This window comes from Shinella sp. AETb1-6, assembly GCF_009826875.1.
GTDB lineage: Bacteria > Pseudomonadota > Alphaproteobacteria > Rhizobiales > Rhizobiaceae > Shinella > Shinella sumterensis.
This window is the reverse complement of record NZ_WUMM01000018.1, coordinates 70,063-91,201: the sequence shown is the minus strand read 5'-3', so window position 1 is coordinate 91,201 and position 21,139 is coordinate 70,063. Positions and strand designations below refer to the sequence as shown.

At 66.0% G+C, this 21,139-nt stretch carries 17 protein-coding genes and 1 tRNA gene; 14 read left to right on the top strand and 4 right to left on the bottom strand.

The features are described from left to right. Window positions 1–20 precede the first annotated feature (20 nt). The 4 genes from GR158_RS23080 (at window position 21) to GR158_RS23065 (ending at window position 3,769) form a co-directional block, all read left to right on the top strand. A tRNA-Met gene (locus GR158_RS23080) sits at window positions 21–97 on the top strand. A 182-nt stretch (window positions 98–279) separates the two neighbouring features. Continuing rightward, on the top strand, window positions 280–1,680 hold the full coding sequence (locus GR158_RS23075) for a DUF2793 domain-containing protein (RefSeq protein ID WP_160872752.1): 1,401 nt from the start codon (window positions 280–282) through the stop codon (window positions 1,678–1,680). 73 nt (window positions 1,681–1,753) lie between these two features. Further along, a complete protein-coding gene (locus GR158_RS23070; RefSeq protein ID WP_160872751.1) occupies window positions 1,754–2,212 on the top strand; it encodes a YbaK/EbsC family protein in 459 nt (152 codons plus the stop codon). Window positions 2,213–2,476: 264 nt separating this feature from the next. After that, window positions 2,477–3,769, top strand: a complete 1,293-nt coding sequence (locus GR158_RS23065) for an NCS2 family permease (RefSeq protein WP_160872750.1) — start codon at window positions 2,477–2,479, stop codon at window positions 3,767–3,769. Window positions 3,770–3,838: 69 nt separating this feature from the next. Here the strand turns inward: GR158_RS23065 and GR158_RS23060 are convergent, their stop codons facing one another. Together GR158_RS23060 and puuE are read right to left on the bottom strand one after the other, a co-directional pair. Continuing rightward, window positions 3,839–4,324 (bottom strand): ureidoglycolate lyase, encoded by a 486-nt coding sequence (locus tag GR158_RS23060; RefSeq protein ID WP_160872749.1) that lies wholly within the window; start codon window positions 4,322–4,324, stop codon window positions 3,839–3,841. A 112-nt stretch (window positions 4,325–4,436) separates the two neighbouring features. Then, complete coding sequence (gene puuE, locus GR158_RS23055) at window positions 4,437–5,855, bottom strand: allantoinase PuuE (RefSeq protein WP_160872748.1); 1,419 nt, start codon at window positions 5,853–5,855, stop codon at window positions 4,437–4,439. Window positions 5,856–6,011: 156 nt separating this feature from the next. Between puuE and uraH the strand changes: the two genes are divergently transcribed. Genes uraH through xdhC form a run of 4 tightly spaced genes read left to right on the top strand, consistent with a single transcriptional unit; the run spans window position 6,012 to window position 11,131 of the window. Then, entirely contained in the window at window positions 6,012–6,377 is a 366-nt protein-coding gene (uraH, locus tag GR158_RS23050) for a hydroxyisourate hydrolase (protein ID WP_134650496.1), read from the top strand. Between the two features lie 4 nt (window positions 6,378–6,381). After that, window positions 6,382–7,866 carry a xanthine dehydrogenase small subunit gene (gene xdhA / locus GR158_RS23045; protein WP_160872747.1) on the top strand — a complete coding sequence of 495 codons (1,485 nt, stop codon included), beginning with the start codon at window positions 6,382–6,384 and terminating at the stop codon, window positions 7,864–7,866. Between the two features lie 4 nt (window positions 7,867–7,870). Continuing rightward, window positions 7,871–10,237, top strand: a complete 2,367-nt coding sequence (xdhB, locus tag GR158_RS23040) for a xanthine dehydrogenase molybdopterin binding subunit (protein WP_160872746.1) — start codon at window positions 7,871–7,873, stop codon at window positions 10,235–10,237. Window positions 10,238–10,249: 12 nt separating this feature from the next. Continuing rightward, window positions 10,250–11,131: a xanthine dehydrogenase accessory protein XdhC gene (gene xdhC, locus GR158_RS23035; RefSeq protein ID WP_160872745.1), complete on the top strand. Its 882-nt coding sequence runs from the start codon at window positions 10,250–10,252 to the stop codon at window positions 11,129–11,131. Here xdhC and GR158_RS23030 read toward each other — a convergent pair. Then, window positions 11,071–12,015, bottom strand: a complete 945-nt coding sequence (locus GR158_RS23030; protein ID WP_134650492.1) for a LysR family transcriptional regulator — start codon at window positions 12,013–12,015, stop codon at window positions 11,071–11,073. The genes xdhC and GR158_RS23030 overlap by 61 nt on opposite strands. 140 nt (window positions 12,016–12,155) lie before the next feature. Between GR158_RS23030 and GR158_RS23025 the strand changes: the two genes are divergently transcribed. Both GR158_RS23025 and guaD read left to right on the top strand, forming a co-directional pair. After that, a complete protein-coding gene (locus GR158_RS23025) occupies window positions 12,156–13,397 on the top strand; it encodes a urate hydroxylase PuuD (RefSeq protein ID WP_160872744.1) in 1,242 nt (413 codons plus the stop codon). Then, entirely contained in the window at window positions 13,394–14,728 is a 1,335-nt protein-coding gene (gene guaD / locus GR158_RS23020) for a guanine deaminase (RefSeq protein ID WP_160872743.1), read from the top strand. The genes GR158_RS23025 and guaD overlap by 4 nt, the downstream gene beginning before the upstream one ends. Before the next feature lie 226 nt (window positions 14,729–14,954). Here the strand turns inward: guaD and bhcR are convergent, their stop codons facing one another. After that, window positions 14,955–15,785, bottom strand: coding sequence for an HTH-type transcriptional regulator BhcR (gene bhcR, locus GR158_RS23015; RefSeq protein ID WP_160872742.1), 831 nt, complete (start codon window positions 15,783–15,785; stop codon window positions 14,955–14,957). A gap of 162 nt (window positions 15,786–15,947) precedes the next feature. Between bhcR and gcl the strand changes: the two genes are divergently transcribed. From gcl to GR158_RS22995, 4 genes are all read left to right on the top strand, one after another. Then, complete coding sequence (gcl, locus tag GR158_RS23010) at window positions 15,948–17,735, top strand: glyoxylate carboligase (protein ID WP_160872741.1); 1,788 nt, start codon at window positions 15,948–15,950, stop codon at window positions 17,733–17,735. Window positions 17,736–17,769: 34 nt separating this feature from the next. After that, the gene (hyi, locus tag GR158_RS23005) at window positions 17,770–18,549 is read left to right on the top strand and encodes a hydroxypyruvate isomerase (protein ID WP_160872740.1); all 780 of its coding nucleotides are present in this window, start codon (window positions 17,770–17,772) and stop codon (window positions 18,547–18,549) included. 33 nt (window positions 18,550–18,582) lie between these two features. Beyond that, complete coding sequence (locus GR158_RS23000) at window positions 18,583–19,467, top strand: 2-hydroxy-3-oxopropionate reductase (protein WP_160872739.1); 885 nt, start codon at window positions 18,583–18,585, stop codon at window positions 19,465–19,467. 374 nt (window positions 19,468–19,841) lie between these two features. Beyond that, the gene (locus tag GR158_RS22995; RefSeq protein WP_160872738.1) at window positions 19,842–21,110 is read left to right on the top strand and encodes a glycerate kinase; all 1,269 of its coding nucleotides are present in this window, start codon (window positions 19,842–19,844) and stop codon (window positions 21,108–21,110) included. The last annotated feature ends 29 nt before the right edge of the window (window positions 21,111–21,139 follow it).

Sequence of the window (21,139 nt, the reverse complement as noted above, 5' to 3'; positions counted from 1 at the left end):
TTACGGCAAAAACCTGGTAACGCGGGGTGGAGCAGCCCGGTAGCTCGTCAGGCTCATAACCTGAAGGCCGCAGGTTCAAATCCTGCCCCCGCAACCAAATCAAAAAACCCCGCACGGAGAAATCCAGCGGGGTTTTGGCGTTTTGGGCCGGAAAGCGCCCACGCATGTCGCCACCAGGCAAGGCAGCCGTTTCTTTCCCGCAACGTAAAACGGCCGCCCGTCGTCCCCGCCTCCTGCACCGGCCCCATAATCGTCCTCCCCGAAACAGGAACCGACGACATGGACAAAACCGACAACCTCAACATCCCCTATATCCTGCCCTCCCAGGCACAGAAACACGTCACGCATAACGAGGCGATCCGCGCGCTCGACGCCATGCTGCATCTGGCGGTGCTGAGCCGTGCCGTTACCACACCGCCGGAAAACCCTACCGGCGGGGACCGCTACATCGTGCCTTCGGGCGCGACGGGCGCCTGGAGCGGAAGGGAAACAAGCGTGGCGGCGTGGCAGGACGGCGCCTGGGCCTTCTATGCGCCGCGCGAGGGCTGGCTCGCCCATGTCCTTGACGAGAATCGCATGCTCGTCTTCAAGGCGGGCGGCTGGACGGCGGCCGCCTTTGCCGTCGCCATTCCCGACCAGGTCGGCATCAACACGTCTGCGGACGCGACCAACCGGCTGGCCGTCGCCGCGCCCGCCTCCCTCTTCACCAATACCGGCGCAGGACACCAGCTCAAGATCAACAAGGCGACGGTCGGCGACACGGCCTCGCTTCTCTACCAGACCGCCTGGTCCGGCCGCGCCGAGATGGGCCTGGCCGGCAACGATGCCTTCAGCATCAAGGTCAGCGCCGACGGCGCCACGTTCCGCCAGGCGATCGTCATCGATCCCGCGACGGGACGGCCTGCCTTCCCGTCCGGCGCGCAGGGCCTGCGCGAGCAGCTGACGGCCGACCGCACCTACCACGTCGCACCGGCCGGCAGCGACGGCAATGACGGCCTGTCGACCAGCGCGCCCTTCGCCACGCTGCAGAAGGCGATCGACACCGCGCTGGCGCTCGATTGCGCCCGCCATGACGTGGCGATCCAGCTGGCGGACGGCACCCATGCGGGCGCGAGCGTTTCCCGCCCGCTTCTCGGCAACGGCCGGCTGACGATCCGGGGGAACGAGACGACGCCCGCTTCCGTCGTGCTGACAGGCGGCCTGTCCTTCGCCAATGGTGTCCATGCCAAGGTCTCGGGCCTCAGGATCACCATCACCACGGATCTCATCCATGCGCTTTCCGTGGGCAATGGCGTGACGCTGCGCATCGGCAGGATGGAGTTCGGCGCCGTCGGCGCCAATGCCGACCACATCTTCTGCGACAATCCCTGCAAGATCCTTCTGGAGGACAATTACACGATCACCGGCGGCGCGCGGCGTCACATGAATATCGGCGGCGGCGGTTCTCTCTCGGGTACGGGGCGCACCTTCACGCTGACGGGCACGCCCGCCTTCACCCAGTTCGCCGCCACGAGCCATTGCGGCACGATCGCGCTGTCGAGCGCCATCGTCGTCGGCAGCGCCACGGGAAGCCGCTACATCGCCGACACCAACGGGGTGATCAACACCTTCGGCAAGGCGACGACCTTCCTGCCGGGCTCGACCGCCGGCACGAACCCCGCGGGCGGCATTTATGCCTGATCCCGAAACATAGCCTGCACTGCAACCCGGCGGCCTCTTGCCTTGAGGCCGCCGGGCTGGCTATGAATTGGCCATGTCACTCGAATCCGTCCGCGCCTTCTTCGCCGAAAAAGCCCCCGATATCGCCGTCATCGTCACCGGGCAGAGTTCGGCGACCGTGGCGCTCGCCGCAGAGGCGCATGGCGTCGAGCCGGCGCAGATCGCCAAGACGATCTGTGCGCGGGTCGGCGAAGACATCGTGCTGATCGTCGCGGCGGGAACGGCGCGGCTCTCGAACCGGAAGTTCAAGGACCGCTTCGCCGCCAAGCCGCGCATGCTGGATGCCGAGCAGGTGGTGGCGGCGACCTCCCATCCGGTGGGCGGCGTGTGCCCCTTTGGCCTGCCGACGGACCTGCCCGTTTACTGCGACAGGTCGCTCAGCGCCTTCGCGGAGGTCGTGCCGGCCGCCGGCGCCACCAATGCGGCGGTGCGCATCGCGCCCGAGCGCATGGCCGCACTCGTCAACGCCGAATGGGTCGACGTTTGCGAGTGAAACGGCGCGGCCTTGCCGGCCGGCCGTGAAAGAGTTTCGCTCAAATCCGGGGAAATCGCCGGCTAGCATCGGGGCGCGGGACATCGCAATATGACGCAATCGTGATCCTGGTGCCCGCCTTCGGCCGGACGCCGTTCACGGGCGCGGAATGGTCGCGCGCCCGGGCTGCGCTGTCGCGCGGCATGGGCTGGAGCCGGGGTGCTGGAGGAGCTTGGACCCGGAAATGTTCTTACGGTGACGCCGGAGGCGTCAGGGGGAAACAGCATGTTTGAGAAGTTCTTCAAACTCAATGAGCACGGGACGACCGTGCGCACAGAGGTGATCGCGGGTCTGACGACCTTCCTCACCATGTCCTATATCATCTTCGTCAACCCGGACATCCTGTCGACCACGGGCATGGACCGGGATGCCGTCTTCGTCGCGACCTGTCTGGCGGCGGCACTCGGCTCCATGGTCATGGCGCTCGTCGCCAACTGGCCGATCGGCATGGCGCCCGGCATGGGCCTCAACGCCTTCTTCGCCTTCACCGTGGTCGCAGCCCTGGGCTTCACCTGGCAGCAGGCGCTCGGCGCGGTCTTCATTTCCGGCATCATCTTCGTCATCCTGACGGTAACGGGCGTGCGCAGCTGGCTGATCGCCGGCATACCGCATTCGCTGCGCAGCGCCATCGCCGCCGGTATCGGCCTCTTCCTCGGCATCATCGCGCTGAAGAGCTCCGGCATCGTGGTCGACAATCCCGCGACGCTGGTCGGCCTCGGCGATCTCAAGCAGACCGGCCCGCTGCTGGCGATCTTCGGTTTCTTCGTCATCGCCGTCCTGGACGCGCTGCGCGTCAAGGGCGCAATCCTGATCGGCATCCTCGCGGTGACCGTGCTGTCCTGGATCTTCGGCGTCAGCGAATTCCGCGGCGTCGTCTCCGCCCCGCCGTCGATCATGCCGACCTTCCTGCAGCTCGATATCATGGGTGCGCTGCATGGCGGCCTGCTGCATGTCATCCTCGTCTTCGTGCTCGTCGAGGTGTTCGACGCGACGGGCACGCTGATCGGCGTCGCCAAGCGCGCCAATCTCATCCAGGAGGGCAAGCCGAACCGGCTTGGTCGCGCGCTTCTCGCCGACAGCACGGCGATCGTCGCCGGCTCGATGATCGGCACGAGCAGCACCACCGCCTATGTCGAAAGCGCCTCGGGCGTACAGGCCGGCGGCCGCACGGGCCTCACCGCCTTCGTCGTCGCCATCCTGTTCATCGCCGCCCTCTTCATCTCGCCGCTGGCCGGCTCCGTGCCGACCTACGCGACGGCGCCGGCGCTGCTTTACGTGGCCGGCCTGATGATGCGCGAACTGACCGAGGTGGAATGGGAAGACCTGACGGAAGCGGCACCGGCCGCGATCACCGCGCTCGTCATGCCCTTCACCTATTCCATCGCCAACGGCCTTGCCTTCGGCTTCATCAGCTATGCGGTGCTGAAGCTCTTCACCGGCAAGTGGCGGCAGATCCACCCGGCAACGGCCATCGTCGCCGTGCTCTTCATCATCCGCTTCGCCTTCTTCGCGGAGTAGGCGAACAGCCAAAATGAAAAGGGCCGCGTCATCGACGCGGCCCTTTTTCGTTTCCGGTCGTCCCTGATCTCAGCGGATCAGGAAGGGTTCGACGTAGAAATGCTCCTCCAGGTTCACGCCCTCACCGCCGCGGTCGATGACGGCAAAGTCGGAGACGGCGTCGAGCGGCGTCAGGATGCCGTGCCAGACATTGCGGCCGATATTGACGCCTTGTCCGGGCGCCGTGCGGAAGGCGATGGGATCGGCCGGGCCATGAACGGTTTCGTGCGCCACCACCACGAGGAAGGACGCGTCACCGAGCGGGATGAAGGCCTGGCTGCCGAGCGGATGGCGCTCGACCATGGCCAGCTCCAGCGGCAGCGGATAGGGTTCGCCACGCAGCAGGCTGATCATCGGGCGGGCCTTCTCGCCCGTCGTCTCGATATGGGCGAGGTCATGGTAGCGCGTGCACTTGCCCGCATTGATGGGGAACCGGTGCGCGCCCTGTTGCTCGATGACCTGCCCGAAGGGCGCGAAGGCCTCCCGGGTCAGCGGCTGGATATCGATGGTCTTCATGTTTTTCCTCCCACGGCGCAATGGCCAGATGCGGACGGGCACGATTGCCGTCCGGATGTGATGGCGACGGGGTGGGGAGGTGCCCCGTCGCCCTATGGATACCAGACCTTCGTCAGCCTGGCAGCAGGGCTTGCAGCCGCAGCAGCGCGATCCGCTCGACCTGCTTGCAGGCGGTGGCGAATTCGGTGTCGCGGTCGTTGGCGATGCGCTTTTCGAAGGCGGCGAGAATGCTCGCCTTGGTGTTGTCGCGCACGGCGATGATGAAGGGGAAGCCGAACTTCGCCACATAGGCATCGTTGAGCGCGGTGAAGCGGTCGCGCTCCGCATCGGTGAGCGCATCGAGCCCGGCGGAGGCCTGTTCCTCGGTCGAGCTTGCCGTCAGCCGCTTCGCCTGCGCCAGCTTGCCGGCGAGATCGGGATGCGCGACGAGCACGCCCAGCCGTTCCTCGTCGCTCGCGGCGCGGAACTGGAAGGTGAGGGCTGCGGCAAGGCCGATGGCCGTGTCGTTGGCCGGCGAAAGCTCACCGGCAAAGGCGCGGCGCGCGATCCACGGCGAATGCTCGAAAATATCGCCGAAACGCGCCACGAAGGTCGCCTCGTCCATGCGCGACGGACGCTCGGCCGCGGGCTGCGGCGGATGGGTCTTCGCCCAGTGCTCGGCGATATCCACGCGCCGGGCAATCCAGACCTTTTCGTGGCTCTGCACATAGTCGATGAAGCGGGCGAGCGCCATGACGCGGCCGGGGCGGCCGATCAGCCGGCAGTGCAGGCCGATCGACATCATCTTCGGGCTGCCGGCCGCGCCTTCGGCATAGAGCGCGTCGAAACTGTCCTTGAGATAACTGAAGAACTGGTCGCCGCTGTTGAAGCCCTGCGGCGTGGCAAACCGCATGTCGTTGGCATCGAGCGTATAGGGAATGATGAGCTGCTGGCGGCCGGCGTGCTCGTACCAGTAGGGCAGGTCGTCGGCATAGGTGTCGGAGATATAGTCGAAGCCGCCGGCCTCCGCGACGAGATCGACGGTGTTGACCGAACAGCGGCCGGTATACCAGCCGCGCGGCCGCTCGCCCGTGACCAGCGTGTGAAGGCGGATCGCCTCGGCGATCGCCTGGCGCTCCTCGTCGGCCGGCATGTCCTTGTGCTCGACCCATTTCAGGCCGTGCGAGGCGATCTCCCAGCCGGCCTCCAGCATGGCCGCGACCTGGGCCGGAGACCGCTGCAGGGCGGTTGCCACGCCGTAGACCGTGACGGGCACGTCCTTTTCCGTCAAAAGCCGGTGCAGGCGCCAGAAGCCGGCGCGCGCGCCGTATTCGTAGATCGATTCCATGTTCCAGTGGCGCTGGCCGGGCCATTGCGCCGCGCCGACGATCTCCGACAGGAAGGCTTCCGAGGCCGCATCGCCATGCAGCACGCAGTTTTCGCCGCCTTCCTCGTAGTTCAGCACGAATTGCACGGCGATGCGCGCATCATCGGGCCATTGCGCTGCCGGCGGGGTCTCGCCATGGCCATGCATGTCGCGGCAATATCGCATGAACGCTCCTCCAAGGTTGGTATGGCGCATGTCTAGCCGAAAACCGCGCGCGTAATTTCCCCGGAAATTTTGAAAGTCTCGAACGATCTCGCTGCTTTTCAGCGGATTGGGGCTGACAGATAGTGAATGCAGGCGCATTGTGTTCGGGAGGGTAACATGCAGTCTCATCGCCAAGGAGCCGGCCGGCTCACGACCCATGTTCTGGACACGGCGCGCGGCAGGCCGGCAGAGGGCCTGCGCATCGATCTCTATCGGGTGGACGGCGACGCGTTGCAGCTCATCGGCACGACGAAAACCAACGATGACGGGCGCTGCGATGCGCCGCTGCTTTCGGGTGAGACGATGAAGGCCGGCACCTACGAACTGCGCTTCCATGCCGGCGATTATCTCGGCCGCAGCGCAGACGGGCCGCTGTTCCTCGACATCATCCCGATCCGCTTCGGGCTTGCCGACGAGGACGCACATTACCATGTCCCTCTTCTCGTTTCGCCTTTCAGCTATTCCACCTATCGCGGGAGCTAGAGCCATGACAGCCGCAACGATCCGCTCCGAACTGCGCTTCGTCCTCAACGGGCAGGATGTGACGCTGCGCGATATCGCGCCCGACCAGACGCTGCTCGACTGGCTGCGCGTCTCGCGCCTGCTCAAGGGCACCAAGGAAGGCTGTGCGGAAGGCGATTGCGGCGCCTGCACGGTGCTGGTGGGCCGGCTCACCCCCTCGGGCGGCCTCGTCTACGAGGGCGTCAATGCCTGCATCCGCTTCATGGGCTCGCTCGATGGCTGTCATGTCGTGACGGTGGAGCATGTCGCCGCGCGCGACGGCACGTTGCATCCCGTGCAGCAGGCCATGGTGGATTACCACGGCTCGCAATGCGGCTTCTGCACGCCGGGCTTCGTCATGTCGCTCTATGCGCTTTGGATGGAAGCGCCCAATCCGAGCGACCAGCAGATCGAGACGGCGCTGCAAGGCAATCTCTGTCGCTGCACCGGCTACGAGCCGATCCTGCGCGCCGCCCGCGCCATTTCCAGCTATGGCGGCACGGACAGGGATCCGCTGCTTGCCGAGCGCGCCGCGATGATCGAGCGGCTCAAGGCGTTGAAGGACGGCGCGCGTGTCGAAATGGGCGCCGGCCGGAACCGCTTCGTGGTGCCGGCAAACCTTGCCGACTTCGCCGCCCTGCTGGCCGCCGAACCCACCGCGACCGTGGTCGCCGGCTCCACCGATGTCGGCCTGTGGGTGACGAAGCAGATGCGCGACATCACGCCCGTCGTGTTCATTGCCGGGCTCGACGAACTCAAGTCGATCGCGGTGCAGGACGGCACGGTGTCGATCGGCGCCGGCGTCACCTACAGCGAGGCCTTAGAGACATTGTCCGCGCAGATCCCGGCGCTTGGGCCGCTGATCGCGCGCATCGGCGGTCAGCAGGTGCGCAATATGGGCACGATCGGCGGCAACATCGCCAACGGCTCTCCCATCGGCGACACCCCGCCCGCGCTGATCGCGCTCGGCGCCACGCTGACCTTGCGCAAGGGTGCCGATCGGCGCACCATCCGCCTTGAAGATTACTTCATCGCCTATGGCAAACAGGACCGCCGGCCGGGTGAATTCGTCGAGGCCGTGCATGTGCCTGTGCCGAAGGCAGCGGAGCGGTTTGCCGTCTACAAGGTGACCAAGCGGCGCGACGAGGACATCACGGCCACGCTCGGGGCGTTCAGGCTTTCGCTCGCCGCCGATGGCACGGTCGAGGATATCTGTATCGCCTATGGGGGCATGGCAGCCACGCCGAAGCGCGCCTTCGCCGTGGAGGCGGCGCTGAACGGCCAGCCGTGGAACGAGGCCACCGTCGAGGCGGCCATGGCGAAATATGCCGAGGACTACCAGCCGCTGACCGACATGCGCGCCACCGCCGAATACCGCGCGCTGGTCGCAAGGAACCTGCTGATGCGGTTCTTCCTGGAAACGACATCCGCCGCGGCGCCCGCCCAGGTGTCCAGATACGAGGCTGCGTGAGGCCATGAACAAGCACACCCCCGACCTCAAGGCCGAGAAGATCGATGGCGGCGTTCATGCGAGCGTACGCCACGATTCCGCACACAAGCACGTCGCCGGCAGTGCCGTCTATATCGACGACATCACCGAGCCCGCCGGTACGCTGCATGCCGGGCTTGGCCTTTCCACCGTCGCGCATGGCATAATCCGGTTGATCGATCTTTCGGCCGTGCGCGCCGCGCCCGGCGTCGTCGACGTGCTGACCCATGCGGACATTCCCGGCGAAAACGACATCTCGCCGTCGGGCATGCATGACGATCCCGTGCTCGCCGCCGGCAAGGTGCAGTTCCATGGCCAGCCGGTGTTCTGCGTGATCGCCGAGACGCGCGAACAGGCCCGCCGCGCCGCGCGCCTCGCGAAAATCGACTATGAGGAAATGCCTGCCGATATCGACATCTGGGATCTCGATGCCACGACCCATCCGCAGGTCTTCCCGCCGCTGACGCTGAAGCGCGGCGAGGCGGCCAGCGCGCTCGAAAGCGCACCGCGCCGCATCAAGGGCCGCATGCGGCTCGGCGGGCAGGATCATTTCTACCTTGAAGGACAGGTGTCGCTGGCGGTGCCCGGCGAGGATGACGAGGTGCTCGTCTATTGCTCGACCCAGGGCCCGAGCGAGACGCAGCACATGGTCGCCCATGCGCTGGGCGTGCCGAGCCATGCCGTGACCATCGAGGTGCGCCGCATGGGTGGCGGCTTCGGCGGCAAGGAAACCCAGGCCAACCAGTGCGCGGCGCTCGCCGCCATCGCCGCCAAGCGCCTGAACCGCGCGGTAAAACTCCGGCTCGACCGCGACGAGGACATGGTGGCGACCGGCAAGCGGCACGACTTCGCCATCGACTACGATATCGGTTTCGACGAGGAGGGCCGCATCCACGCGGTCGACTACACGTTCGCGCTCAGGGCCGGCTTTTCGGCCGATCTCTCGGGCCCGGTCGGCGACCGCGCGCTGTTCCACTGCGACAACGCCTATTTCTTCCCCCATGTGCATGCCAAGACCGCGCTCTTGCGCACCAACACGGTCTCCAATACCGCATTTCGCGGCTTCGGCGGCCCGCAGGGCATGGTGGGTGCGGAGCGCGTCATCGACGAGATCGCCTTTGCAACGGGCAAGGACCCGCTGGACATCCGCAAGCTGAATTTCTATGACGCGATGGGCGTGGAGGGGGAACGCAACCTCACGCCCTACCATCAGAAGGTCGAGGATTGCATCATCCAGCGCATCGTCGCCGAGCTGGAGGAAAGCGCCGATTATGCCGGCCGCCGCAAGGCGATTGCCGACTTCAATGCCGAGAGCCGCATCGTCAAGCGCGGCATCGCGCTGACGCCGGTCAAGTTCGGCATATCCTTCACCAAGACGGAATCCAACCAGGCCGGCGCGCTGGTGCATGTCTATACGGATGGCTCCGTGCACATGAACCATGGCGGCACGGAAATGGGCCAGGGCCTGCACCTGAAGGTGGCGCAGGTGGTGGCCGAGGAGTTCCAGATCGATCTCGACCGGGTGAAGATCACGGCGACGACCACGGCCAAGGTGCCGAACACATCGCCGACCGCGGCCTCCTCGGGCGCGGACCTGAACGGCATGGCCGCGCAGGACGCGGCGCGCCAGATCAAGAACCGGTTGATCGATTTCGCCGCCGAAAGCCATCAGGTCCCGCGCGACCAGGTGGTGTTCCTGCCCAACCGGGTGCGCATCGGAAATGCGGAAATGGCCTTCAACGATCTCGTGCGGAAGGCCTATGTGGCCCGCGTGCAGCTCTCGGCCGCCGGCTTCTACAAGACGCCGAAGATCCACTGGGACCGCTCCAAGGGGCGCGGCCACGCCTTCTATTATTATGCCTATGGCGCGGCCTGCTCGGAGGTCTCCGTCGATACGCTGACCGGCGAATATGTCGTCGAGCGCACCGATATCCTGCACGATACGGGCCGGTCGCTGAACCGGATCATCGATATCGGCCAAGTCGAAGGCGGCTTCATCCAGGGCATGGGCTGGCTGACGACGGAGGAACTGTGGTGGGACGGCAAGGGCCGGCTGCGCACGCATGCACCCTCCACCTACAAGATCCCGCTCGCCTCCGACCGCCCGAAGATATTCAACGTCGCGCTGACCGACTGGTCGGAGGCCTATGAGCCGACGATCCACCGCTCCAAGGCGGTGGGCGAGCCGCCGCTGCCGCTCGGCCTGTCCGTGCTGCATGCGCTGTCGGATGCCGTGGCGAGCGTCGCCGGCCACGCGATCTGCCCGCGCCTCGATGCGCCCGCCACGCCCGAGCGCGTGCTGATGGCCATCGAGCGGCTGAAGGCGGCGCGCGCGACGTCAGGAAACGTGTGAGGGGATAGGGCGATGACCGGCGCGCGCGAAGACATCCGCGATTTCCTGCGCCGCGTGCCCGCCGCCGTGCTCGTCGAGGTGACGGGAGCGGCGGGCTCGACCCCGCGCGACACCGATGCCTGGATGCTGGTGTCGGAACGGGCGATCTTCGCCACGATCGGCGGCGGCCAGCTCGAATATATGGCGATCGATCAGGCCCGCCGGGCCCTGCGCTCGGGGCTGGCCGCCGCGCCGATGACCGTGCCGCTCGGCCCCGAGATCGGCCAGTGCTGCGGCGGGCGCGTCGGCCTGTCCTTTGCTGCCGTCACGCCCGATCTTGCCGCGCGGCTGATCGCGCGCTGCGACCAAGAGATGGCGTCGCGCCCGCATGTCTATGTCTTCGGTGCCGGCCATGTCGGCGATGCGCTGGCGCTGGCGTTGTCGCTCGCGCCGCTGCGCGTCGTGCTGGTGGATACCCGCGAGGATGCGCTGGAGGCATCGACCGTTCCGCGCGTCGAAACCTGCCTGACGCCCATGCCCGAAGCCGTGGTGCGCGATGCGCCCGCTGGCAGCAGCTTCGTCATCCTCACCCACGATCACGCGCTGGATTTCCTGATCGCCGCCGAGGCGTTGAAACGGCCGGACGCCGCCTATGTCGGCATGATCGGATCGAAAACCAAGCGCGCCACCTTCCGCAACTGGCTGTCGCGCGAAAGCGGAAACCCCGCGCTCAGCGAAAACCTCGTCTGCCCCATCGGCGGCACCACGATCAAGGACAAGCGCCCCGCCGTCATCGCCACCCTCGCCGCCGCGGAAATCCTGACGGCGGCGCTGGCGTGGCGGGCGCGAAGCCCTCAATCCGTTGCAGATACGCTGGCCGGCTCCTCGCCGAGCAGCTTGCCGATCAGGCGCTGACAGCGTTCGGCCATGAAGTCGATCATCAGGCGGACCTTGGGGTCCTGGAAGCGCTTGTGCGGGTAGATGGCGGCGAGCTGGGCGGAGGCGGGCGGGGCGTCCTTGAGGATCTCCACCAGCCGGCCTTCCGCAAGATGCGCCTTCACCTCGAAGAGCGGCTTGTTGATGATGCCGCGGCCCTCCAGCGCCCATTGGGTCAGCACGTCGCCGTCGTCGCTGTCATAGGGCCCGGCCACCTCGAACTTGCGCGGACCCTCCGCCGTCACCAGCGTCCAGTAATATTCCTTCGAGCCGGGATAGCGCAGCAGAAGACAGTCGTGCTTGTCGGAAATCAGCGCATCGGCGTTCGCCGGCGTGCCGCGCCGCGCGAGGTATTCGGGCGCGGCGCACAGCACGCGCTCGCATTTGAGGATGCCGCGCATGCGCAGGTTGGAATCCTCGAGCACGCCGAGCTTGAAGGCGATATCGACGCCTTCCGCGAGGATATCGACATTGTGGTCGGACAGGCGCAGGCGCACCTCGATATCGGGATACTTGTCGTGGAATTCGGGAATGCCCGGCGCGATGAGGCGGCGGCCGATGCCGAGCGGCGCGGTGATCCTCAGCGAGCCCTTGGGGTTGCGCGACAGGTCGGCGATGGCGCCTTCGGCCTCGTTCACCGCCTCGATGATCTTGACCGCACCGTCGTAGAAGACGCGGCCGTGCTCGGTCGGCGAGAGCTTGCGCGTCGTGCGGTTGAACAGCCGCACGCCGAGATGGCGCTCCAGTTCCTTGATGCGATTGCTGGCGACGGCCGGGGTCACGCGCTGGTCGCGCCCTGCCGCCGAGAGCGTACCGAGTTCGACCACGCGAACGAAGACGCGCACATTATCGAGATAGGACATGCGTCTTTCTACCACATCGGCGTGCAGTGCAAAGAGCTGTCCATCTTATAGATTTTTTTGAAAGTGTTCGGGACTTCCCGGGATTTCCGCGAAAATCACTTGATGGCACACAAGCCGGTGAAGATCGGGAGGAGGCCCCCATGTACGAATACGCCATCGCCTGGGACTGGCTGATGTTCGCCGTCCGCTGGCTGCATGTCATCACCGCCATCGCCTGGATCGGCTCGTCGTTCTACTTCGTCGCGCTCGATCTCGGCCTGAAGAAGCATCCGGCACTGCCGCCGGGCGCGCATGGCGAGGAGTGGCAGGTGCATGGCGGCGGCTTCTACCACATCCAGAAATACCTGGTGGCGCCGGCCAACATGCCCGAGCACCTCGTCTGGTTCAAATGGGAGAGCTACGTCACCTGGCTGTCCGGCTTCGGCATGCTCTGTCTGGTCTACTATGCCGGCGCGGACCTCTATCTGATCGATCCGAACGTGCTCGACGTCTCCAAGCCCGTGGCCATCGCCATCTCTCTCGGTTCGCTGGCGCTCGGCTGGATCCTCTACGACCTCATCTGCAAGTCGCCCTTCGGCAACGACAACACGCGGCTGATGGTGGCGCTCTATTTCATCCTCGTCTTCGTGGCCTGGGGCTACACGCAGCTGTTCACCGGGCGTGCCGCGCTGCTGCATCTCGGTGCCTTCACGGCCACCATCATGTCGGCCAACGTGTTCTTCATCATCATCCCCAACCAGAAGATCGTGGTCGCCGACCTCATTGCCGGCCGCACGCCCGATCCGAAATACGGCAAGATCGCCAAGCAGCGTTCCACCCACAACAACTACCTGACGCTGCCCGTGCTCTTCCTGATGCTGTCGAACCACTATCCGCTGGCCTTCGGCACGGAGTTCAACTGGATCATCGCCTCGCTGGTCTTCCTGATGGGCGTCACCATCCGCCACTATTTCAACACCCGCCATGCGGATGCCGGCAACCCGACCTGGACCTGGCTGGTCACCGCGCTTCTCTTCGTCGCCATCATGTGGCTCTCCACGGTGCCGAAGGTGCTGACGGGTGAGGCCGAGGACGCCAGGGTATCCGCCGCCCAGCAGCCCTTCGTGACGGCGGAAGCCTTCCCCAGGGTGCGCGACACGGTGCTGGGGCGCTGCGCCATGTGCCACGCGAAGGAGCCGGGCTGGGAGGGCATGGTCGCGCCGCCCAAGGGCGTGGTGCTGGAAACCGACGGCGAGATCGCCGCCCATGCCCGCGAAATCTACCTGCAGGCCGGCCGCTCGCATGCCATGCCGCCCGCCAATGTGACCCAGGTATCCGACGAGGAGCGCCGCCTCTTCGTCGCCTGGTATGAAAGCGCCGTGAACGGGGAGAAGACCCAATGACCGAACGTCTCATTCGTGGCCGCGTGCTGAGCTTCGTGGCCGAACCGCAGGGCATCGACGACACCGCTTCCTATCGCTACTTCGAGGACGGTGCCGTTCTGGTGCGCGATGGACGGATCGTCGAGACGGGCGATCATGCGGATGTGCGCCGGCGCGCCGGCGCGGATGTCGAGATTTGCGATCACCGGCCGAACCTCGTCCTGCCGGGGCTGATCGACACGCACCTGCATTTTCCGCAGACGCAGGCCATCGCGTCTTATGGCGCGCAGCTTCTCGAATGGCTGAACACCTATATCTTCGTCGAGGAGCAGAAGTTTGCCGAAGCGGCCCATGCAGGGGCGGTGGCGGATCACTTCATGGACGAGCTTCTGTCGAACGGCACGACGACGGCCGTCGCCTATTGCTCGGTGCATCCCGAAAGCGTCGACGCCTATTTCACGGCCGCCGAGGCGCGCGGCATGCGCATGATCGGCGGCAAGGTGATGATGGACCGCAACGCGCCGGATGCGCTGCGCGACACGCCGCAGCAGGGTTATGACGAGACGGCGGCGCTGATTGGAAAATGGCATGACCGCGGCCGCGCGCGGTACGCGATCAGCCCGCGCTTCGCCATCACCTCGACGCCGGAGCAGATGGAGATGAGCCAGGCGCTCGTCGCGGAAAATCCGACCTGCTACGTCCAGACCCATCTGTCGGAAAACTACGACGAGATCGCGTTCGCCACCTCGCTTTATCCGGATGCGAAGGACTACACGGACATCTATGCGCGCTACGGCCTGCTCAACGAGCGCATGCTGCTTGGCCATTGCATCCATCTGAGCGACCGGGAGATCGGCGTTCTCGCGGAAACCCGCAGCGTCGCGGTGTTCTGCCCCACGTCGAACCTCTTCCTCGGTTCGGGACTGTTCGACCGCGACCGCTTCGACAAGGCGGGCGCCCGCTGGTCGGTGGCGACCGATGTCGGCGCCGGCACCAGCTTCTCCATGCTGGAAACGATGGACGAGGCCTACAAGGTGCTGCATCTTAACGGCCAGAAGCTGACGCCGTTCAATTCCTTCTACCGCATGACGCTGGGCAATGCCCGGGCGCTCGGGCTGGAAAAGGAGATCGGCACCCTCGACGCCGGCACCGAGGCCGATATCGTCGTGCTCGATTCCCGCGCCAAGTCGGCGATGGAATACCGCATGCGCACGGCGAAATCGCTCGCCGAGGAACTGTTCATTCTCCAGACCATGGGCGACGACCGCTGCGTGGCGCAGGTCTATGTCGCGGGCCGGCCGATGAAGGGCACGGCGGGAGCTGTGAAGCAACGCGTGCTGGAAACGGCTTGAGGTGAAAAGTACCTGAAACCTTTCTCAAAAAGGGTAAGGGATCTCCACGACGGCACTGCTTGCCCTTCTCCCCCGCGGGGAGAAGGTGGCCCGAAGGGTCGGATGAGGGGGCCGGCACGACCGCTGACGTTAGCGCCACCCCCTCATCCCGCTGCCGCGGCCTTCTCCCCGTTGGGGAGAAGGGGGCTGGAGTAACCTTCCGATTCATGATGTGACGACGCGGTTGCTATTCCGGTTTCGTCACCCGCCCGCCCATCGCCTTCGTCAATCCCTCCGCCGCCGCCCGCACGACCGGGCCGAAGGCGTCGATCTTGCTGTCGGGCAGGCGCACGGCCGGGCCGGAGACGGAGATGCCGGCGACGGCCTCGCCATATTCGTCGAAGATCGGCGCGGCCACGCAACGCATGCCGAGCGTGTGCTCCTCGTCGTCGATGGACCAGCCGCGCGCGCGGATCGCCGCGATGTCCTCCAAGAGCGTCGGGATCGTGTCGCGGGTCTTTTCCGTGAAGTGCTGCAGCGCGCGGCCGGACAGCAGCGCCTCGATGCGGGCATCCGGCCAGGTCGACAGGATCGCCTTGCCGATACCCGAGGCATGGATCGGCCCGCGCCGGCCGGGCCGGAAGAAGGCGCGCATCGGCGCGTGGCTTTCCACCTGCGAGATGAACACCACGTCGCCGTCGTCCTCGATGGCGATGTTGGCCGTCTCGCCGCAACCTTCCATCAGCTGTTTCAGGAAGGGCCGGCTGATCGTGCCGAGCTTGCGGAAGCGCAGATAGGCGGTGCCGATCTCGAAGGCCTTCACGCCGATCGTCCAGGCGCCCGTCTCCGCATCATGGGCGACCATGCCGTGCTGGGCAAGCGAGGTCAAAAGCCGGTGCACGGTCGATGGCGCCATGCCGGACTGGTCGGCAAGGTCGCTGAGGCCGGCGCCGTCCGCCTGCGCCACGAGGTCGAGCAGTTTCAGGCTCCGGTCCAGCACCTGCACGGAGGAGGGCGCCGAATCCGCCGCCGGCTTGCGGCCGGGGCGTCCCCGCGTTTTTTCCTGATGCTCTGCCATGCGCATTTCTCCTGTCACCGCCGTCATGACATAGCTGCCCCGGATCGATTGTTCCAGATTCGTTGAAAATGTTTATTTCCATATGGTGGGATTGATTTCCATTTTATGATTGCGTGAACCGGCGGATGCGGTACCTTTGTCATCAGAGACGGAGGAAATCCCATGGCGAAAATGCGTGCTGTCGATGCAGCGGTGCTGGTTCTGGAAAAGGAAGGCGTCGATTGCGCCTTCGGCGTTCCGGGTGCCGCGATCAATCCCTTCTACGCGGCGCTGAAGGCGCGGGGCTCCGTGCGGCATATCCTGGCCCGGCACGTCGAGGGCGCAAGCCACATGGCCGAGGGCTATACCAGGGCGCGCGCCGGCAATATCGGCCTGTGCATCGGCACGTCCGGCCCGGCCGGCACCGACATGATCACCGGCCTCTATTCGGCGTCCGCCGATTCGATCCCGATCCTCTGCATCACCGGCCAGGCGCCGCGCGCCCGCCTCGACAAGGAGGATTTCCAGGCGGTGGATATCGCCAAGATCGCGGCCCCCGTCACCAAATGGGCCGTCACGGTCATGGAGCCGGGCCTTGTGCCCTATGTCTTCCAGAAGGCGTTCCACACCATGCGGTCCGGCCGTCCCGGCCCGGTCCTGATCGACCTGCCGATCGACGTGCAGCTCGCCGAAATCGAATTCGACATCGACGCCTATGCGCCGCTCGAGCCCTACAAGCCGGCGGCGACCCGCGCCCAGGCGGAAAAGGCGCTCGCCATGCTGAACGCGGCCGAGCGGCCGCTGATCGTGGCCGGCGGTGGCATTATCAATGCGGATGCCTCGGACCTGCTGGTGGAATTCGCCGAGATCGTCGGCGTGCCCGTCATCCCGACCCTGATGGGCTGGGGCGTCATCCCGGACGATCATCGCCTGATGGCCGGCATGTGTGGTCTGCAGACCTCCCACCGCTATGGCAATGCCACCCTGCTTGCCTCGGACTTCGTTCTGGGCATCGGCAACCGCTGGGCCAATCGCCACACCGGCAATATCGCCACCTATACGGAAGGCCGGACATTCGTGCATGTCGACATCGAGCCGACGCAGATCGGCCGCGTCTTCACGCCGGATCTCGGTATCGTCTCGGATGCCGGGGCGGCCCTGAAGGTGTTCCTCGACGTCGCCACCGAATGGAAGGTCGCCGGCAAGCTAAGCGACTGGTCCGCCTGGGGAGACGAGTGCCGCGCGCGCAAGCGCACCATGCTGCGCAAGACCCATTTCAACCAGACCCCGCTCAAGCCGCAGCGCGTCTACGAGGAGATGAACAAGGCCTTTGACCGCGACACCTGCTACGTCTCGACCATCGGCCTCAGCCAGATCGCCGGTGCGCAGTTCCTGCATGTCTACAAGCCGCGCAACTGGATCAACTGCGGCCAGGCCGGCCCGCTCGGCTGGACGCTGCCGGCAGCGCTCGGTGTGCGTGCCGCCGATCCCGACAGGCCGATCGTCGCATTGTCGGGAGACTATGACTTCCAGTTCCTGATCGAGGAACTGGCCGTCGGCGCCCAGCACAAGCTGCCCTACCTGCATGTGGTCGTGAACAATTCCTATCTCGGGCTGATCCGCCAGGCCCAGCGCGGCTTCAACATGGATTTCGAAGTGTCGCTCGCCTTCGACAACATCAACGCCACGGCCGATTCGGAAGCCGGCTATGGGGTCGACCATGTCGCGGTCGCCGAAGGCCTCGGCTGCAAGGCGCTTCGGGTGCGCAGCCCGAACGAATTCCAGGAAGCCTTCGCCACCGCGCAGCGGCTGATGAAGGAGCATCAGGTGCCCGTCGTCATCGAGTTCATCCTCGAGCGCGTCACCAACATCGCCATGGGCGCCGACATCAATGCCGTGGTCGAGTTCGAGGAGCTGGCCGAGCGCGGCGAGGATGCGCCGACGGCGACACTTGCGGCCCTGCTGGATTAAGTGTGGGTCGGACTGAATTCCGGGAGACGATGACATGCCGAAATTTGCGGCCAACCTGACCATGTTGTTCAACGAAGTGCCCTTCATGGAGCGCTTCGCGCTTGCCGCCAAGGCCGGCTTCGAGGGGGTGGAATATCTCTTCCCCTACGATTTCGACCGCGAGGCGCTGCGCGCGGCGCTCGATCTGCACGGCTTGACGCAGGTGCTGCACAACCTGCCGGCCGGCAATTGGGCCGGCGGCGAGCGCGGCATCGCCGTGCTGCCCGACCGGATCGACGAGTTCCGCCGCGGCGTCGCGACGGCCATCGAATACGCCACCGCGCTGGGCTGCAAGCAGGTCAACTGCCTGTCCGGCATCGCGCCGGTCGGCGTGTCCGACGATGTGCTGCGCAACACGTTCGTTTCGAACCTGAAGCTCGCGGCGGAGGAATTCGAAAAACACGGAATCCGGCTTCTGATCGAGCCGATCAACCGGTTCGATATTCCGGGCTTCTACCTCAACACGCCGGATCAGGCGGCCTCCATCATCGCCGAAGTCGGCTCGGACAACCTGTTCATCCAGTACGACCTCTACCACCAGCAGCGCACCGGGGGCGAGCTGATCGGCACGTTCCGGAAGCATCAGGCGAAGATCGCCCATGTCCAGCTGGCCGACAATCCCGGCCGCAACGAGCCGGGCACCGGCGAGATCGCCTGGCCCTTCGTGTTCCGCACGCTGGATGCGCTGGGTTACGACGGCTGGATCGGCTGCGAATACAAGCCGCGCACCACCACCGCCGAAGGCCTCGGCTGGCTGACGGATATCGGCCGCTGAGCCGGCAAAGAGTTTCAGGATCGGGAGTTCATCATGGCACATATCGGTTTCATCGGCCTCGGCATCATGGGCACGCCCATGGCGCGCCATCTTCAGGATGCCGGACACACGGTCGTCACGTCGCGGCATATCGTGCCGCCGCGCCAGGAGCTGGTCGACAACGGCCTTGAGGTGGTCGACAGCCCGAAGGCGCTGGCCGAAAGCGTCGACACAATCATCCTGATGCTGCCCGACACGCCGGAGGTGAAGGACGTGCTGTTCGGCGAGAACGGCGTGGCATTCGGCCTGTCCGCCGGCAAGCTGGTGATCGACATGAGCTCGATCTCGCCGATCGAGACGAAGGAATTCGCAAAAAAGGTCCGCGAGACGGGGGCCGAATATGTTGATGCGCCGGTCTCCGGCGGTGAGGTCGGCGCGCGCAACGCCTCGCTCTCCATCATGGCGGGCGGATCGCAGGAAAGCTTCGACCGCGCGCTGCCGCTGTTGCAGCTGATGGGCAAGAACATCACGCTGGTCGGCGATTGCGGCGACGGACAGGTGACGAAGGTCGCCAACCAGATCATCGTGGCGCTGACCATCGAGGCCGTCGCCGAGGCGCTGGTCTTCGCCTCCAAGGCCGGTGCCGATCCGGCCCGCGTGCGCGCGGCGTTGATGGGCGGTTTCGCCTCCTCGCGCATTCTGGAAGTGCATGGCGAGCGCATGGTCAAGCGCACCTTCGATCCCGGCTTCCGCATCGCGCTGCACCAGAAGGATCTCAATCTCGCGCTGCAGGGCGCCAGGGCGCTCGGCGTCTCGCTGCCCAACACGGCGGCCACGCAGGAGCTGTTCAACCAGTGCGCCGCCCATGGCGATGCCGGTCTCGATCACTCAGGTCTCGTCACGGCGCTTGAGCGCATGGCGAACCACGCCGTCGCCTGACGACGGCCTGGCCGGGCGGGGAGGGGAGCCCCGCCCGGCACCCTTTGGGGTATCGCATAGGCATGAAGACGAGGTTTGCCATTCTCCCTTCTCCCCCACGGGGAGAAGGTGCCCGAAGGGCGGATGAGGGGGCTGGCTCGCTCTCGCTCGTCAGCGCCACTCCCTCATCCCGCTGCCGCGACCTTCTCCCCGCGGGGGAGAAGGGGAGGTGGCTTGCTTCATTTTCAAACGCGACCGTCCCATCTGCATGCGATGGCCCTTCGCCAGCGAACCATAGCCTTCGTCCCGCCGCTTCGTTGCCATCCGGGAGGCGACGCCGGCTTGCGGATGAGGGCTTATGTTTTATAAGTGCAGCGCAGACCCGGAGGAGCCAGATGCCCGTAATCGCAGACCCGCGTGCCTTTCTCGAAAATCTGTTCTCCGTCGCGGTCGCCGCCGCCGATCCCGAGAAGGTGCTGGCTGCCAATCTGCCGGAAAAGCCGAAGGGCCGCACGGTGGTGATCGGCGCCGGCAAGGGCGCCGCACAGATGGCGCGCGCCTTCGAGCGTCTGTGGGATGCGCCGCTTTCCGGCGTCGTCGTCACGCGCTACGGCTATGCCGTCGCCTGCGAGCGCATCGAGGTCCTTGAAGCCGCCCATCCGGTGCCGGACGAGAGCGGGCTGACCGCCTCCGGCCGGCTGATGGCCGCCGTGCGCGATCTGACCGCCGACGATCTCGTCGTCGCGCTGATCTGCGGCGGTGGCTCGGCGCTGCTGCCGGCGCCGGCCGGCGACCTGACGCTGGCCGACGAGATCGCCGTCAACAAGGCGCTGCTCGCGTCGGGCGCGCCGATCAGCGCCATGAACGCCGTGCGCAAGCAGGTCTCGCGCATCAAGGGCGGCCGGCTGGCCGAACTGGCTTATCCCGCCCGCGTCGTCTCGCTCGTCGTGTCGGATATTCCCGGCGACAATCCCGCCCTCGTGGCCTCGGGCCCGACCATTGCCGACGAGACCACCCGCGCCGACGCGCTGCGCCTCATCGAACGCTACCGTCTCGATCTGCCAGACATCGTGATGCGCCATATCGAGGCCGGCCTGGACGAGCCGCCGCTGCCGGGCGATGCCTGCTTTGCCCGCAACGCGGTGAAGCTGGTCGCATCGGCCGCCGTCTCGCTGGACGCTGCGGCGGATGCGGCCCGCAAGGCCGGCGTCGAGGCCGTCATCCTGTCCGATGCCATCGAGGGCGAGGCGGCCGAGGTGGGCCGCGTTCATGCCGCCATCGCCGCCGAGGTCGTGCGCCGCGACCGGCCGTTCCGCAAACCCGTCGTCATCCTGTCCGGCGGCGAGACGACCGTCACGATCCGGGGCAAGGGCAAGGGTGGCCGCAACGGCGAATTCCTGCTCTCTTTCGCCTGCGCCACGGATGGTCTGAAGGGCCTTTCCGCGCTTGCCGCCGATACGGATGGCATCGACGGTTCGGAAGACAATGCCGGCGCCTTCGCCGACGGCACCACCGTCGCGCGCCTTGCCGACAAGGGCAAGGACGCCGCCGAATTCCTGTCGCGCAACGACAGCTGGACGGCCTTCGACGCGCTCGGCGATCTCTTCGTGCCCGGCCCGACCGGCACGAATGTCAACGACTTCCGCGCCATCCTTATCCAGTAGGCAAAACAAAACCCCGCCGGAAGCGGCGG

Bases quoted from the DNA above. Each gene is read 5' to 3' on its own strand.
- GR158_RS23075 (WP_160872752.1), top strand. From the start codon at position 280: ATGGACAAAACCGACAACCTCAACATCCCCTATATCCTGCCCTCCCAG.
- GR158_RS23070 (WP_160872751.1), top strand. From the start codon at position 1,754: ATGTCACTCGAATCCGTCCGCGCCTTCTTCGCCGAAAAAGCCCCCGAT.
- GR158_RS23065 (WP_160872750.1), top strand. From the start codon at position 2,477: ATGTTTGAGAAGTTCTTCAAACTCAATGAGCACGGGACGACCGTGCGC.
- GR158_RS23060 (WP_160872749.1), bottom strand. From the start codon at position 4,324: ATGAAGACCATCGATATCCAGCCGCTGACCCGGGAGGCCTTCGCGCCC.
- puuE (WP_160872748.1), bottom strand. From the start codon at position 5,855: ATGCGATATTGCCGCGACATGCATGGCCATGGCGAGACCCCGCCGGCA.
- uraH (WP_134650496.1), top strand. From the start codon at position 6,012: ATGCAGTCTCATCGCCAAGGAGCCGGCCGGCTCACGACCCATGTTCTG.
- xdhA (WP_160872747.1), top strand. From the start codon at position 6,382: ATGACAGCCGCAACGATCCGCTCCGAACTGCGCTTCGTCCTCAACGGG.
- xdhB (WP_160872746.1), top strand. From the start codon at position 7,871: ATGAACAAGCACACCCCCGACCTCAAGGCCGAGAAGATCGATGGCGGC.
- xdhC (WP_160872745.1), top strand. From the start codon at position 10,250: ATGACCGGCGCGCGCGAAGACATCCGCGATTTCCTGCGCCGCGTGCCC.
- GR158_RS23030 (WP_134650492.1), bottom strand. From the start codon at position 12,015: ATGTCCTATCTCGATAATGTGCGCGTCTTCGTTCGCGTGGTCGAACTC.
- GR158_RS23025 (WP_160872744.1), top strand. From the start codon at position 12,156: ATGTACGAATACGCCATCGCCTGGGACTGGCTGATGTTCGCCGTCCGC.
- guaD (WP_160872743.1), top strand. From the start codon at position 13,394: ATGACCGAACGTCTCATTCGTGGCCGCGTGCTGAGCTTCGTGGCCGAA.
- bhcR (WP_160872742.1), bottom strand. From the start codon at position 15,785: ATGGCAGAGCATCAGGAAAAAACGCGGGGACGCCCCGGCCGCAAGCCG.
- gcl (WP_160872741.1), top strand. From the start codon at position 15,948: ATGGCGAAAATGCGTGCTGTCGATGCAGCGGTGCTGGTTCTGGAAAAG.
- hyi (WP_160872740.1), top strand. From the start codon at position 17,770: ATGCCGAAATTTGCGGCCAACCTGACCATGTTGTTCAACGAAGTGCCC.
- GR158_RS23000 (WP_160872739.1), top strand. From the start codon at position 18,583: ATGGCACATATCGGTTTCATCGGCCTCGGCATCATGGGCACGCCCATG.
- GR158_RS22995 (WP_160872738.1), top strand. From the start codon at position 19,842: ATGCCCGTAATCGCAGACCCGCGTGCCTTTCTCGAAAATCTGTTCTCC.